General features: G+C 72.0%; 15 protein-coding genes. All 15 read right to left on the bottom strand.

Features of this window, described 5'->3' with window-relative positions:
* Nucleotides 1-3 precede the first annotated feature (3 nt).
* Nucleotides 4-657 (bottom strand): DsbA family oxidoreductase, encoded by a 654-nt coding sequence (locus tag M4D82_RS25425; RefSeq protein ID WP_249768241.1) that lies wholly within the window; start codon nt 655-657, stop codon nt 4-6.
* Nucleotides 654-1,895: an NAD(P)/FAD-dependent oxidoreductase gene (locus M4D82_RS25420; protein ID WP_249768240.1), complete on the bottom strand. Its 1,242-nt coding sequence runs from the start codon at nt 1,893-1,895 to the stop codon at nt 654-656. The genes M4D82_RS25425 and M4D82_RS25420 overlap by 4 nt, the downstream gene beginning before the upstream one ends.
* Entirely contained in the window at nt 1,892-2,086 is a 195-nt protein-coding gene (locus M4D82_RS25415) for a ferredoxin (RefSeq protein ID WP_249768239.1), read from the bottom strand. The genes M4D82_RS25420 and M4D82_RS25415 overlap by 4 nt, the downstream gene beginning before the upstream one ends.
* A gap of 33 nt (nt 2,087-2,119) precedes the next feature.
* On the bottom strand, nt 2,120-3,301 hold the full coding sequence (locus tag M4D82_RS25410) for a cytochrome P450 (RefSeq protein ID WP_249768238.1): 1,182 nt from the start codon (nt 3,299-3,301) through the stop codon (nt 2,120-2,122).
* 35 nt (nt 3,302-3,336) lie between these two features.
* Complete coding sequence (locus M4D82_RS25405; protein ID WP_249768237.1) at nt 3,337-4,359, bottom strand: methyltransferase; 1,023 nt, start codon at nt 4,357-4,359, stop codon at nt 3,337-3,339.
* A gap of 31 nt (nt 4,360-4,390) precedes the next feature.
* Nucleotides 4,391-5,071: an antibiotic biosynthesis monooxygenase family protein gene (locus M4D82_RS25400; RefSeq protein ID WP_249768236.1), complete on the bottom strand. Its 681-nt coding sequence runs from the start codon at nt 5,069-5,071 to the stop codon at nt 4,391-4,393.
* A 61-nt stretch (nt 5,072-5,132) separates the two neighbouring features.
* The gene (locus tag M4D82_RS25395) at nt 5,133-6,617 is read right to left on the bottom strand and encodes an FAD-dependent monooxygenase (RefSeq protein WP_249768235.1); all 1,485 of its coding nucleotides are present in this window, start codon (nt 6,615-6,617) and stop codon (nt 5,133-5,135) included.
* A gap of 32 nt (nt 6,618-6,649) precedes the next feature.
* On the bottom strand, nt 6,650-8,149 hold the full coding sequence (locus M4D82_RS25390; protein WP_283844552.1) for an FAD-dependent monooxygenase: 1,500 nt from the start codon (nt 8,147-8,149) through the stop codon (nt 6,650-6,652).
* Between the two features lie 8 nt (nt 8,150-8,157).
* Nucleotides 8,158-9,111: an aromatase/cyclase gene (locus M4D82_RS25385; protein WP_249768234.1), complete on the bottom strand. Its 954-nt coding sequence runs from the start codon at nt 9,109-9,111 to the stop codon at nt 8,158-8,160.
* A 14-nt stretch (nt 9,112-9,125) separates the two neighbouring features.
* Nucleotides 9,126-9,911: a 3-oxoacyl-ACP reductase FabG gene (gene fabG, locus M4D82_RS25380; RefSeq protein ID WP_249768233.1), complete on the bottom strand. Its 786-nt coding sequence runs from the start codon at nt 9,909-9,911 to the stop codon at nt 9,126-9,128.
* 43 nt (nt 9,912-9,954) lie between these two features.
* Nucleotides 9,955-10,221, bottom strand: coding sequence for an acyl carrier protein (locus tag M4D82_RS25375; RefSeq protein WP_249768232.1), 267 nt, complete (start codon nt 10,219-10,221; stop codon nt 9,955-9,957).
* Between the two features lie 22 nt (nt 10,222-10,243).
* Entirely contained in the window at nt 10,244-11,467 is a 1,224-nt protein-coding gene (locus M4D82_RS25370) for a ketosynthase chain-length factor (protein ID WP_249768231.1), read from the bottom strand.
* Nucleotides 11,464-12,735 (bottom strand): beta-ketoacyl-[acyl-carrier-protein] synthase family protein, encoded by a 1,272-nt coding sequence (locus tag M4D82_RS25365; protein WP_249768230.1) that lies wholly within the window; start codon nt 12,733-12,735, stop codon nt 11,464-11,466. Before M4D82_RS25365 ends, M4D82_RS25370 begins: the two co-directional genes overlap by 4 nt.
* Complete coding sequence (locus M4D82_RS25360) at nt 12,732-13,061, bottom strand: TcmI family type II polyketide cyclase (protein WP_249768229.1); 330 nt, start codon at nt 13,059-13,061, stop codon at nt 12,732-12,734. The genes M4D82_RS25365 and M4D82_RS25360 overlap by 4 nt, the downstream gene beginning before the upstream one ends.
* Nucleotides 13,046-13,807, bottom strand: a complete 762-nt coding sequence (locus M4D82_RS25355) for a 4'-phosphopantetheinyl transferase family protein (RefSeq protein WP_249768228.1) — start codon at nt 13,805-13,807, stop codon at nt 13,046-13,048. The genes M4D82_RS25360 and M4D82_RS25355 overlap by 16 nt, the downstream gene beginning before the upstream one ends.
* Between the last annotated feature and the right edge of the window lie 2 nt (nt 13,808-13,809).

Here is a 13,809-nt window from a genome sequence, read left to right as displayed (position 1 = left end):
TCTTCAGTTCTGGTCGTGAGTGGCGCGGGCGCGGTTGAGGGCGCCGATCAGGACGTCGGTCTCGGCAGCTCCGCTGACCGTTTCGCCACCCGGGAAGACATAGGTCGGCACGGCGGAGACGCCGTTGAGGCGGGCCGCGGCGGCCTGCTCGCGGACCTCGGCGGTGCCTTCGCCGGAGGCCAGGAACTCCTTCGCCGTGGCGCCGTCGATGCCCGAGGCCTCGGCCAGCCGCGCCAGCTCGGCGTGGTCGGCGATGTTGTGTCCGTCGCGGAAGTGGGCGTCGAAGACGGCCGTGGCGAGCGCGGCGACGGTGTCGGCGGGGTAGTGGCGGGCGGCGAACCACATCAGGCGGTGCGCGGGCAGGGTGCCGACCGCGAGGGCCTGGTCGAAGCGGAACTCGACCCCCTCCGCGGCGCCGAGCAGGGTCATGCCGTGGAGCATCGTCTCGGCCTGCTGCCGGCTGCCGAAGACCCCGGCCATGGCGTCCAGGAGCGGTACGGGGTCCTCGGTGCCGTCCGCCTCGGGGTCGAGCCGGAAGGGGCGGTGGACCAGTTCGACGTCCCCCTCCATTCCGGCCTCCGTCACGGCGCGCTCGAACCGGTGGGCGCTCAGGCGGCACCACGGACACGCGAAGTCCCGGTAGACATCGACCTTCATTTCGTTCCCTTCGTGGATGACGACGTGGCGAGGCGGCCGGCGTGGGCGAGGGCCTGCGCCCAGCTCGCCCCCGCTCGGACCAACCGGCGCAGCCCGGGGACGGCGCCGGCCCGGTTGACCGCCAAGGCGCCGGCGAGCCGGTCGCCGGACCGGTAGAGGGCGATGAAGCACGGGGTGGCGGTGTCGCCGAGGATTTCCACCTGCTCGCCCTCGGGCAGGCCGACGAACTGGATGCGGTGCCCGTACCACTGCGACCAGAAGTACGGGACCGTGGTGCACGGCTCGGCAGGGCCCGGACCGACCGCGTTGCGCGCCGCCAGGGCGCCCTGCTCCGCGGCGTTCGTCCAGTGCTCCAGCCGCAGCGTCCGCCCGTGGCCGGCGAGTTGCCGGCGTGCGACGTCACCGGCGGCCCACACGCCCGGGGTGCCGGTCGCCAGGTACGGATCACAGAGCACCCCGTCCCGGACGGCCACGCCGGATCCCGCGAGCCATTCGGTGGCGGGTGCGGCGCCGATGCCGACGACGACGAGGTCGGCCTCGACGGCGGAGCCGTCGGAGAGCAGGACGCGTTCGACCCGCCCGTGCCCCTCGATGCCGGTGACGGTGGTGTCGCAGCGCAGCTCGGTGCCGTGCGTGGTGTGCAGGTCCGCGAAGACCGCTCCCGTCTCCGCTCCGAGGGAGCGGCTCATCGGCGCGGGGAGGGCTTCGACCACGGTGACGTCGAGTCCGCGCCGGCGGGCCTCCGAGGCGACCTCGGAGCCGATGAATCCGGCGCCGACGACCACGGTGCGGGCACCGGCGTCGAGTGCGCGCCGGACGGCCCGAGCGTCGTCGAGGGTGCGCAGGGGGTGCACGCCGTCGAGGGGCGGGGCGGGGGGCCGGTGCGCCGGGAGTACCCGTGGCCGGGCCCCGGTGGCGATGACGAGGGCGTCGTAGGGGATCTCGGCGCCGCCCACCGTCACCGTCCGTGCCGTCGGGTCGAGCGCCGTCGCCGGTTCGCCGAGCAGCAGTTCCACGCCGAGGCCGTCGCGCAGGAGCGCGGCATCGGGGTGGGTGGGTGGCGGCGGCTCTTCCTCCGCCGCCAGGAACTCCTTGGACAGGGGTGGCCTGTCGTACGGAAGGTGCTCCTCGGCGCCGACCAGGGTGACCCGGCCGTCGAAGCCGCACTCGCGGGCCGCGGTGACCGCCCGCAGGCCCGCGAGCGAGGCGCCGACGACCACCAGCCGCCGAGGCGTCACCGCGCCCTCAGCGCGTTCACCGGGCAGACCCGCACCGCCCCGGCCGCCGCCTCCTGCCGGTCCGGCGGCACCTCGTCGCCGTCGAAGAGCACGACGAGGTCGCCTTCGTCATCGATGCGGAACAGCTCGGGCGCGACCTCCTCGCACACGCCGTGGCCCTCGCACCGCTGTGCGTCCACGAATATCTTCATCGTCGTGCGCTCCTGACGCTCCGTGTCCGGATCTCACACATGGAGGGTGGTGGGCAGGGTGGACATGGCCCTGATGTGGTTGTTGACCCGCCAGACCGGCCGGCCGACCTCGATGCGGCGGACCCGCTTGGCGAGTGCGGTGAGCAGTGCGTTGCCCTGTAGCCGGGCCAGGCCCTGGCCGACGCAGCCGTGGATGCCGTGGCCGAATCCCACGTGGTTCCTCGCGTCGGCGCGGGTCACGTCGAACACCTCGGGGTTGTCCCAGTACCGTTCGTCGCGGTTGGCCGAGGCGTACAGCATCAGGACGCGGGAACCGGCGGGCAGGAACCGTCCGCTCAGGTCGTGGTCCCGGGTCACCAGACGGGAGAAGGCCCGGATCGGCGACTCCAGGCGAACGGTCTCGTTGAAGGCGTTGTTCACCAGCGACGGGTCCCGCCGGATCGCGTCCCACTGGTCCGGGTTCGTGCCGAGCAGCCACAGGGCGCTCGACAGCGCGGAGATGGTGGTGTCCAGGGACGGCAGGAGGTAGTCGCCGATCAGCGAGGGCAGCAGCTTCGGGTCGATGCGACCGGCGTCGGCCGCGGCGACCAGGTCGGCTCCCCAGCTGCCCTCCCGGAGCCGGCCCGGCCGGGCCATCTCCGCGATGTACTCCCACATGCCCTTCATCAGGGGTACGTCGGCGAGGGAGCGCTCGTTCATCGGCCCGATGGTGTTGAACGCGGCGGAGGCCCAGTCGAGGAAGTGCTCGCGGCCCTCGGCCGGCCAGCCGAGCAGGTCGGGCACGACCGAGGTGGGGAAGACGTGGGCGAAGTCGGCCACCCCGTCGAAACTGCCCTGCCGGACGAGCCGTTCGACGAGTTCGTCGGCGAGCCGCTCGAAGTCCTCGCGGTGGGCGCGCAGGGCCTTCGGGGTCAGCGGGCCGTTGATGAGACCGCGCACGTGGTCGTGGTAGGGCGGGTCGCTGGCCAGGGTCGTGCCGCGCATCCGCTCGTTGATCGCGTCGTTGAGCGCCACTCCGGAGCCGGAGGAGAAGGTCTCGTGGTCGTGGAGGGCGTCGTACACGTCCCGGTACCTGGCCACGGCCCACACCTGGTATTGCTCCAGCCAGACTGCGGGGCCGATGTCCCGCAGGGCGCGGTAGGGCTCGTAGGGCGAGAGGATCGCCTCTTCGGAATACGGGTCGATGTCGCTCTGTGGCGTGGCCGCCGTGGCCATGGTGACGGTTCCTTTGTCTCGTTGCGGCGGGATGGTCAGGCGCGTACGGCTTCCACGACGCTGCACAGGCCGCCGGGGACGACCCGGCTCAGTTCGAGTCCGGCCTCGCGGAACAGCGCCCGGAACTCGTCCTCGGTCCGCTGGCGACCGTCGCAGAGGACCAGCATGTTCAGGTCCATCAACTTGACGGTCGGCGCGTGTGCCGGGCCGCTCGGCATGACCGCCTCGACCAGGAGCACGCGTGCGTCCGCGGTCATCGCGGCGCGGCAGTTGGCCAGGATCCGAACGGAGTGCTCGTCGTCCCAGTCGTGGATGATGTTCGACATCAGGTAGGCGTCGCCGCCGGCGGGGACGGACTCGAAGAAGTCGCCCCGGTGCTTTTCCACGCGGTCCGCGACTCCGGCGTCCTCGAAGGCCCGACCGGCGGCAGCGATCACCTCGGGCTGGTCGAAGAGCACGCCCTGGGCGTCGGGGTTCGCGGCGAGTACGGCGGCGAGCAGCGCGCCCTGTCCGCCGCCGACGTCGACGATCTTGCGGAAGGAGCTGAAGTCGTAGGCGTTCACGACGGGCGCGATGAGGCCCGAGGACGCCTCGGTCATCGCCCCGTTGAACACCCGGGCCGTGTGCGTCTCCTCGCGCAGGTACTCCCACACCGAGCGGCCGTGCACGGCCGCGAAGGCGGACCGGCCGGTGAGCACCGACTCCGCCAGCCGCGACCAGGTGAAGCGGTCCGCCGGCTCGCCGACCCACCTGGCGAAGTTGCGCATGGAGCCCGGCGCGTCGCTGCGCAACGCCTCGCCGGTCTCGGTCAGGGCGAAGACCCGTCCCGCTTCCTCGCGGAAGAGGCCGAAGTCGGCGCAGGCGCGCAACAGGCGGTACAGCGTGGGCGCGTCCGCGTCGATGGACTTCGCGATGTCCTCGACGGTCCGCGGCCCCCGCGCCAGTTCGTCGGCGACGCCGAGTTCGGCCGCGGCGCTCACGGCGGCGGACATCCAGCCGGCCGTGGCGAGCTGCAGGATGCGGGCCGAGGGCGGGATCTGGGAGGTTTCGGTCTGCACGGTGGCACAACTCCTAAGGGGAAAGGTCGGGTCAGCCCTGCGCCGAGCGGGAATGCACCACGTGGTAGGTGTTCGCCCACCGGGACGTCACCAGGGATCGGGCGCGGGCGCGGGCGTCGCGGACGTCCCGGGGGCGCTGCTCCTCGGGCAGGGCGTGGAAGGCGTCGTACGCCTCCTTGCCGTCCCACTGGGCGTAGTTGACGAGGAAGGTGCCGTCGAGGCCGCGGAAGTAGGTGTGCGAGCGGTAGCCCGGCACCTCCGCGAGCCATTCCTCGGGCGTGGCGAGGGTGTCGAGCAGTTCCTTCTGGTTCTCCGCGGCGACACCGAGCACGATGATCACCGTGTAGTCGTCGCGGGCGGGTGACAGCTCGGGGGCGCCGTCCAGGCCGGGGTGGCGCTGCACGAACTCGGCCTCCGTCTTCAGCAGGCGTACGGAGGTGGCCAGTTCGTTGAACTTCGGCACCGTCTTCCGCTTGAAGCCCTCCCCGGCGTAGCGCGCTTCCAGGGCTTCGAGGCCGGTCCACTGGATGTAGTTGGCGGTGCCGGGCCGGTCCTGCCCCGCGTGCAGGGTCGAGGAGATCCAGCCGGGGTAGGTGGCGTTGTCGATGATGTCGCGCATGGCGTCCAGCACTTGCTCCTGGCCTGCCGGCGTCTCGGTCTCGAAGAGGTTGAACACGGTCAGGTGGCCGTCGTCCGGCGAGATGAAGGGCACGGGTCTTCCGTTTCTGCGTGTGCGGTGCGTTCCGGTCGGTGTCGCGTGGCGGGGGTGGGCGCTATGCGAGGCGCTCGCCGAACCAGCGGCGGAGCATGTTCGGGAGGGTCGACTTCGCGTCCGGGGAAACCCAGGCGACGTGCCCGTCGGGGCGGACGAGGACGGCTGCCGCGCCCGCGAACGGGTCCCCGGCCGCGGGTGCGGCGGTCACCGTCGTCACCCGGTCCTTCCACCCGGCCGCCGCGTCCCGCAGGTCGCCGTCGTCGGCCAGGTCCAGCAGCACGCCCAGGGCCGGGTGGAGCAGCTCGGTCGTGCTCGTCGATCCGCTGGCCGTGTGCAGTACGTGGTGACCGATCCGCCGTCCGACGAGCGGGTGGCCACCGTCCTCGTCCCCGTAGTGGATGTCGAGGTGGCTGACGGCGCCCGCGAGGTGCCGCTTCACCGAGTCGTGGGCGATCAGCTCGCCGAACAGGGCGCGCAGCGGGTCCATCTCGGGGCCGCCGAGGAACAGCATGCCCTGGGCCCGGGTGTTCACGAGCAGTCGCTCGCCCACCGGGTGGCGCTCGCCGTGGTACGTGTCGAGGAGCCCGGCGGGCGCCCGGCCCCGCACCTCGGCGGCCAGCTTCCACCCCAGGTTGACCGCGTCCTGCACACCGGTGCTCAGCCCCTGCCCGCCGGCCGGCAGGTGGATGTGCGCCGCGTCGCCCGCGAGCAGCACCCGGCCCCTGCGGTACTCGGTGACCTGACGGGTGGCGTCGGTGAACGCGCTCACCCAGTCGGCGTCGCCGCCGTGGATGTCCTCGCCGGTGAGTCGCTGCCAGGCGTCGGCGACCTCCTCGAAGGCCGGCGTCTCGCTGCGGTCCGGCGGCGGGGCGCCGTGCTCGCACACGATGATGCGGTCCACGCCCTCGGCCAGCGGTGCCGCCATCACCATGCCGCCGGGGAGTCGTTCCCCGAGGAACCTGGGCTTCAGCGCGCAGCCCACGACATCGGCGAGGTACATCCCGCGTGTCGCGTCCGTGCCGGGGAAGTCGAACCCGGCGGCCTTGCGGACCGCGCTGTGACCGCCGTCGCAGCCGACGAGGTACCGGGCCCGCAGCGTGCGCACGCCCTCCGGGGTGCCGGCGGTGACGGTCACGCCGTGCCGGTCCTGGTCGAGTTCCAGCAGCTCCCAGCCCCGCCGGAGGTCCGTCCCCAGGGATCGCGCCCACTCTTCGAGCACGGCCTCGGTCCGGGACTGCGGGATGCCCCGGGCTCCGAAGTGGGCACCTTCCAGCACCGTGTAGTCGAACTGGATCCCGCCGAAGTGGCCCATCGGGCTGGTCTGGAGGTCACCGAACCGCGGCAGGAGACCGCGCTGGTCGAAGACCTCCATGGCGCGGGCGGTGAAGCCGAGACCACGGGACTGCCCGGTGGGCTCCTCCAGTCGTTCGACGACGACCACGGTCGCCCCGCCCAGGCGCAGTTCGCCCGCCAGCATCAAACCGGTCGGGCCGGCGCCCACGATGACGACGTCCGCGTCGAACGTCTCCTGCTCCGTCTCCATGCCTGTCCTACCTCTTCCTTTGATGACGTGGGCTACTCGGAGGGCTCGCCGAACCAGCGCCGCAGCGCTGACGAGAGCTGCCGCTCGCCGACGGCGTCGGCCCATGCGACGTGACCGTCGGGGCGTACGAGTACGGCTTGGACCCCGCTCAGGGGTCCCTCGGGGGCGGGGTCCGCCGCCACCACCCGGATCCGGTCCGCCCAGGGCCGGGCGAGTGCGCGCAACCGCGCCCCGTCCCCGGGACCGGCACCGGCACCGGCACCGGCACCGGTGAGACCGAGCAACACACCGCGCCCGGAGCGCAGCAGCTCGTGGCTGCCGTACTCGTCCGATCCCACGCTCAGCCGGGCGTACGGCAGCCGGACGCCGAGCAGCGGGTGCCCGTCGCCGATGTCGTAGCGGACGTCGATCCCGGACACCATCGCGGCCAGGTGTTCCCGGACCCCGCCCCGGTCGATCAGCGCGGCGAGGACGGCGCGGACGGGTTCCACCTCGGGGCCGCCGAGCAGCAGGGCCGCCTGGGCGCCGATGTTCTCCAGGATGCGGCGCCCCACGGGGTGCCGCTCGTCGTGATAGCTGTCCAGCAGGCCGGCCGGGGCGGTGCCGGTCACCTCGGCGGCGAGTTTCCAGCCCAGGTTGAACGCGTCCTGCAGGCCGAGGTTCAGTGCCTGCCCCCCGATGGGCATCTGCTGGTGGGCGGCGTCCCCGGCGAACAGCACCCGGCCCGTCCGGTAGCGGTCGAGCAGACGACGGGCGTCGCCGAACGCGTTCACCCACAGCGGTGTGCCGTGGCCGATGTCCTCGCCGGTCACCCGCTTCCAGGCGTCGGCGACGTCGGCGAACCCGGGCTCCGCCCCGGGGGACCGGACGGTGCCGCCGAAGGCGTGCACCATCACACGGGTGACGCCGTCGCCGCGCCGGGCGGCTATGGACAGTCCGTCCGGCAGCCGCTGGAAGCGGCGGTCCGGGATGTCGATCCCGGCGACGTCGGCCCGCAGCAGCTCCCGCCCCGCGTCCCGGCCCGGGAAGCGGGCGCCGATGAGCCGTCGCAGAGTGCTCCGCTCGCCGTCGCAGCCCACGGCGTAGCGGGCCCGGATCCGCACCGGCCGCCCGGTCGGCCCGACCACTTCCGCGGTGACGTGATCGGCGGCCACGGTCACACCGCTCAGCTCGTGCTCGCGCCGCACGTCCGCGCCCAGTTCGCGCGCCCATGCCTGGAGCAGTTCCTCGGTGCGGGTCTGGGGGACCTTCCACTGTCCCGGGTACGGGGTGGGAAGGTCCAGGTCGAGGGGGATCCCGGCGAAGTGCCCGCGGCGCTCGCTCGGCGGGGTGCCGAGAGCGTCGAGCAGTCCCCGACAGTCCAGGATCTCCATCGTCCGGGCGTGCAGCGTCGACGCCCGGGACTCGGTCGTCGGGCCGCCGCGGCGGTCCAGTACGACCACGTCCGCGCCGCCCAGGCGGAGTTCACCGGCGAGCATCAGGCCGACGGGGCCCGCGCCGACCACCACGACCTGGGTGTCCACGCACTCCACCGCCGTCGTCAATGCCGGTTCTCGGCGTGGGACTTGGCGTGGTTGAGGGTGGCGAGGCTGTTGGTGCTCAGCGCGCCGTGGAGGTACTCCCGTGCGTCGGCCACGGTCGCTTCGGCACCGAGGATCCGGGCGATGTTCTCCGTGTTGACGACGACGGTGTGCTGAGAGGTCGCGACGACCACGCCCTCGGCGTCATCGGCCTCCTCGAAGGTCCAGTAGCCGGTGTGCAGGGTCATCAGGGCCGGCAGCGTGACCTGCTTGTAGGCGATCTTCCGCTGGGGGAAGGTCACCCGGTACGACTTCGTGGTGTGCGTGGAGCCGTCCTTGGCCCGGGTGTCCATCTCCAGGAGCTGAAGGCCCGGGGTGTCCTCGGTGAGCCGGACAGCGGCCACGTGCGGCAGGCGCTCCTGCCACAGGTCCGCCTCGTTGATGAAGTCGTAGACGTCCCGAGCGGAGCCGGCGATCCGTACCGAGTCCTCGAAGGAGAAGGTCAGTTCCTCCGTGCGGTGCGCCAGCTCCAGGTTGGTCTTCAGCGCGGCCAGCTCCGAGCGGGAGTTGGTGTCGACGGCCTCGTCGATCCACTTCAGCGACTGCGGGTCGTCGTCGATCGCACGGTAGTCGTGCAGCAGCCGGATCCGGGACTCGGTGTCCGAGAGGGCTTCGATCACCCAGGCCCCGCCCATCGACGCGACCGGCGGCGTGGAGACCTCCTGGCGGAAGTCGATGCGCAGCCGGGCGGGGTCCAGGACGCGGCGGGAGGTCCAGTTCTTGGGCTCCCCGTTGGCGGTCGCCCAGATCCGGATCCGCTCCTCGTTCTCACCGCGTTCGAGTTGCTCCACGTGGAGGGTGGGCGGGAAGATCCTCGGCCAGTTCGCGACCTCGGCGATCAGTCGGTAGACGGTGGCGGCGGGGGCCGAGACGGTGATCTCGTGCTCCACCTCGCGCAGGCCGTTCTGCACCATGTTCCCTCTCCCGATCAGAAGTTGCCGAGGCCGCCGCAGACGTTCAACGCCTGCGAGGTGATGGACGCGGCGGTGTCCGAGGCGAGGTAGCCGACCAGTCCGGCCACCTCCTCGGGCGTCGAGTAGCGGCCGAGCGGGATCTTCGCCTGGAACTTCGCGAGGACCGCTTCCTCGGTGGTGTCGTAGGCGGCCGCGTAGCCCGCCCGCACCCGCTCCGCCATGGGCGTCTCGACGTAGCCCGGACAGACGGCGTTGACGGTGATCCCGGTGGCGGCCAGTTCGTTGCCCAGCGACTTGGTGAAGCCGACCACGCCGTGCTTGGACGCGGTGTACGGGGCGCCGAGCACGACGCCCTGCTTGCCCGCGGTGGAGGCGATGTTGATGATCCGGCCCCACGACTTGGCGCGCAGGCCACCCGTGTTGAGGACCTCTCGGGTGACCCGGAACACGCTGGTGAGGTTGGTGTCGATGACATCGTCCCAGAGCTCGTCGGCGATGTCCGCGGTGACACCGCCGCCGCTGCGGCCGGCGTTGTTCACGAGGATGTCGACGCCGCCGAAGCGGGCGACGGCGCCCTGCACGAACGCCTTCACGTCGGCCGCGGAGCGGACGTCCAGACTCGTGCCGTCGACCGTGAGGCCCTCCTCCCGGAGCTGCTTGACGGTGGAGTTCACGTTCTCGGCGTTGCGCGCGCCGATGAAGACCCGGTGTCCCTGGTCGGCCAGGAGCCTGGCCACGGCCAGGCCGATGCCGCTGGTGCCTCCGGTCACGAGGGCGACCCGCGGGTTGTGCTGCGTCATGTGTCCTTCTCCAGATGGGGGGCGAGGCCGATGGGGGTTGTGGTCAGCCGGCCTGGACGGTCAGCTGGGCGTTGACGGCCTCGATCAGCACCCGTGGGGTGGCCACGTCGGTCAGGGCCGCCTCGTCCAGGGTGATGTCGTACTCGCGCTCGATCCGGCCGCCGGTCTCCAGCAGAGCCAGCGACTCGTAGCCGAGCTGCGCGAAGTCCCTGTCCAGGATGTCGCCGTCCAGGTCCACGCCGTCGGCCGCGCCGGCGCCTTCCAGGAGGATCTTCTTGAGGTCGTCGATGGTGAAGCTGTTGCCGGCCACAGGGGCTCCTTCATGAGTGGGTTCAGGGGTGTCGGCCGTCGGCGCGGACGAGCATGGCGGAGTTGAAACCGCCGTGACCGCGGGCGAGGACGAGTGCCGTGCGCACCTCGGCCCGTCGCGGCCGGCCCACCACCAGATCGAGGTCGTACTCGGGGGCCGGACGCACGTGCAGGGTGGGCGGGATCAAGCCGTCCCGCATCGTGAGGAACGCGGTGGCCAGGTCGAGCGGTGCCCCGCCGGAGTACAGCCGTCCCGTCATCGTCTTGGGTGCGGTGACCGGTACGGCGCGGGCGCCGAAGACCGCGGTGATGGCGTCGGCCTCGATCCGATCGTCCTCGGGGACGCCCGCGGCGTCCGCGAAGACCACGTCGACGTCGGCGGCGTCGGCGCCGGCGTCCGCCAGGGCCAGCTCGATCGCTCTGCGCAACCCGGGCTCGCGTGCGCTGCCCGGCCTGGGGTCGAAGGTCGTGCCGTACCCGGATATCAGGCCGTGGATGCGGGCGCCTCGCCGGCGGGCGGCGGCGGTGTCCTCCAGGATCAGGATGGCCCCGCCCTCGCCGGGCACGTGGCCCCGCGCCGCCGCGTCGAACGGCAGGTAGGCGCAGGACACCTCCTCGCTGGTGCTCAGCCGGCCGGAGGTCAGCTGGGCGACCCAGCCCCACGGGCAGATCGAGGCGTCGACGCCGCCGGACACCACGAGCGGGGTGCCCTTGCGGATCTGCCTGCGGGCCTGCGCCACCGCGTCGAGTCCGCCGGCCTGGTCACCGACGACGACACCGCTGGGGCCCTTCATCCCGTGGCGGATGGATATCTGTCCGCTGTTGACCGCGTAGAACCAGGCGAACGACTGGTACGCGCTCACGAACCGGCTGCCCTTGCTCCACAGCTGCTCCAGCTCGCGCTGCCCGAACTCGAACCCGCCCGAGGCACTGGCCGTCACGACGCCCATGTCGAAGCCGGGCCGGTCCGCGGGGGTCACCCCCGCGTCGGCCAGCGCCCAGTCCGCGGCGACCAGGGCCAGGCGGGTCATCCGGTCGGTCTGCGGCAGCAGCCGGCTGGGCAGGTGGTCCTCCGCCCGGAAGCCGGGCACTTGGCCGGCCAGTCTGGCCGGGTACCGCGCGGGATCGAAGCGGGTGATCCGGCTGATGCCGCTCTTGCCGTCGCGGGTGGCGGCCCAGTAGTCCTGCGTGCCGAGGCCGTTGGGGGCCACGACGCCCAAGCCGGTCACGGCTGCCGAGACGCTCACGCCGCCCTCCTCTCCGGTCGTGCCAGCACCATCGCGCTCTGGAAGCCGCCGAAGCCGCTGCCCACCGTGAGCACCGCGTCGGTCAGTTGGTCCCGAGCCGTCAACGGCACGTAGTCCAGGTCGCATTCGGGGTCGGGCGTGTGCAGGTTGGCCGTGGGGGGCACCACGTTGTGCTCCATGGCGAGGGCGGAGGCCGCGATCTCGATGGAGCCGATGGCCCCGAGGGAGTGCCCCACCATGGACTTGATGGAGCTCACCGGCGTCCGGTAGGCGTGGTGGCCGAGGCTCAGCTTGAACGCGGCCGTCTCGTGCCGGTCGTTCTGCTTGGTGCCCGAACCGTGGGCGTTGACGTAGTCGATCTCGTCGGGGTTCATCCGGGCCTCGTCGAGCGCCACCCGGATGGCTTCCGCCATTTCCGCGCCGTCCGCCCGGAGCCCGGTCATGTGGTAGGCGTTGCTACGGGTGGCGTATCCGGCGATCTCCGCGTAGATGTGCGCCCCGCGACGCCGTGCGCTCTCCAGTTCCTCCAGGACGAACACGGCGGCGCCCTCGCCGAGGACGAAACCGTTGCGAGTGGCGTCGAACGGGCGGGAGGCGTGCTCCGGGTCGTCGTGCCGGGGCGTCGTGGCCTTGATCGCGTCGAAGCACGCCATCGTGATGGGCGAGATCGGCGCGTCGGAGGATCCGGCGACGACCACATCGGCTGATCCCTCGCGGATCAGCTCGACGGCGTAGCCGACGGAATCGAGGCCGGACGTGCAGCCCGTGGAGACGACGGTGCACGGACCCTCGGCGCCCACCGCCCAGGCCACCTCGGCCGCGAACGAGCTCGGAACCAGGAAGTTGTAGAGGTGGGGCACGGCGTAGTCGTGGTCGACCAGGTTGAGCCGCCCGCCGTCGCTGACGGTCCGGTACTCCTCGTCGAGCGACATGGTGGCGCCCACCGCGGTGCCGATGGTGACGCCGACCCGATGGGGGTCGAGCCCGGCGATCGCGATACCACTGTCGGCGACCGCCCCTCGGGCCGCGACCACGGCGAACTGCGCGGCCCGGTCCATCCTGCGGACCTCCTGCGGGGTGAGGCCGTGCTCCTCCGGGGAGAAGTCGATCTCCGCGGCCACCCGGGAACGGAAGGGTGACGGGTCGAAGAAGGTGATGCCGCGAGTGGCGGTCCTGCCCTCGTTCAGCAGGCGCCAGAAGTTCTTGGTGCCGACACCTCCGGGAGCCAGCACCTCTATGCCGGTGATGACCACACGTCGGTCGGTCACGCGGACCTCTCCCAGGTGTAGAAGCGCCTGGCCATCGCGTCGGCCGGCGAGCGCCAGGTGCTGGGGTCGTAGGCCTCGATGTACGGCTTGAGGTCCTCGCTGATCCGCACGAATCGGGGGTCGGTCTTCGCGTCCTCGATCCGCTCGGCGCCGTCGTCCGAGTCGAAGTCCTGCAGATGGAAGTAGAGACCTCGATAGCCGAACAGCTGGCGCCGGCGTGTGCCCATGCGGTGCGGCATGTCGGTCGCGTCGAAGTCACCAAAGAGTTTGGCCACGTCGAGGCTTGCTTCGGGGTCCATCCGGGCCACGATCAAGGTGCTGTGCATTGCGTTCGCTCCTTTCCGTAATCGGGGGCGTGAAGCCAGTTCTCCGGCAGCCACCTGACACGCAACGGGATGTGTTCTTTCGAAGTCCGGACCACGGCGGCCGCCGCGTGGTCCGGTGGTGCGGCCACGTCGCTGACGCTCCAGCCGCGGGGATGTCGGTGGGGAGCCCCGGCTCCGAGGTAGTCGGTCCGCAGCCCGCGGGCGAGTCCGCTCCCCGTCGCCTTCAGGAAGGCCTCCTTGCGGGTCCACAGGCGGGTGAAGGCAACCGTCCGCCGAGGCACGGGCAGGGAGGTCAGTTCGGCTTGTTCCGCGGGGTGCAGCCGGTGCAGCACGGTGGCCACCCTCGCGGGGCCGGACACCGGTTCCACGTCGACGCCGATCGCTTCCGGCGCCACTCCCACCAGGACCAGGCCGGCTTCCCTGCCCGCGCAGTGGGACAGCGAGAAGTGCAACGGGGCTCCCTCGACGGCGGGACGCCCGTGCGGACCTCCGCATCCCGGGCACGGGGTGCGGACCAGGCGGAGGTCCGCCGGTGCCACGCCGAGGTACGGGGAAAGCACCCGGCGCAGCATGAGGTGCGAGGCCACGTAGAGGTGCCGGGTCGAGCGGCGGGCGAGGCCTGCCGCCCGCCGCCGCTCGGCCTCGTCGAGGTCGTCCTCGGCCAGGTCGTCCTCGGCGGGGTCACCGTCGGCTGGAGGCCGGACCCTCAGGAACCACAGATCCGCTTCCTCCAGCCGATCTCGCATCG

It is taken from the genome of Streptomyces sp. RerS4 (genome assembly GCF_023515955.1).
GTDB lineage: Bacteria > Actinomycetota > Actinomycetes > Streptomycetales > Streptomycetaceae > Streptomyces.
Note: the sequence above shows the minus strand (reverse complement) of the source record. Positions and strands in the feature narration are given on the sequence as shown.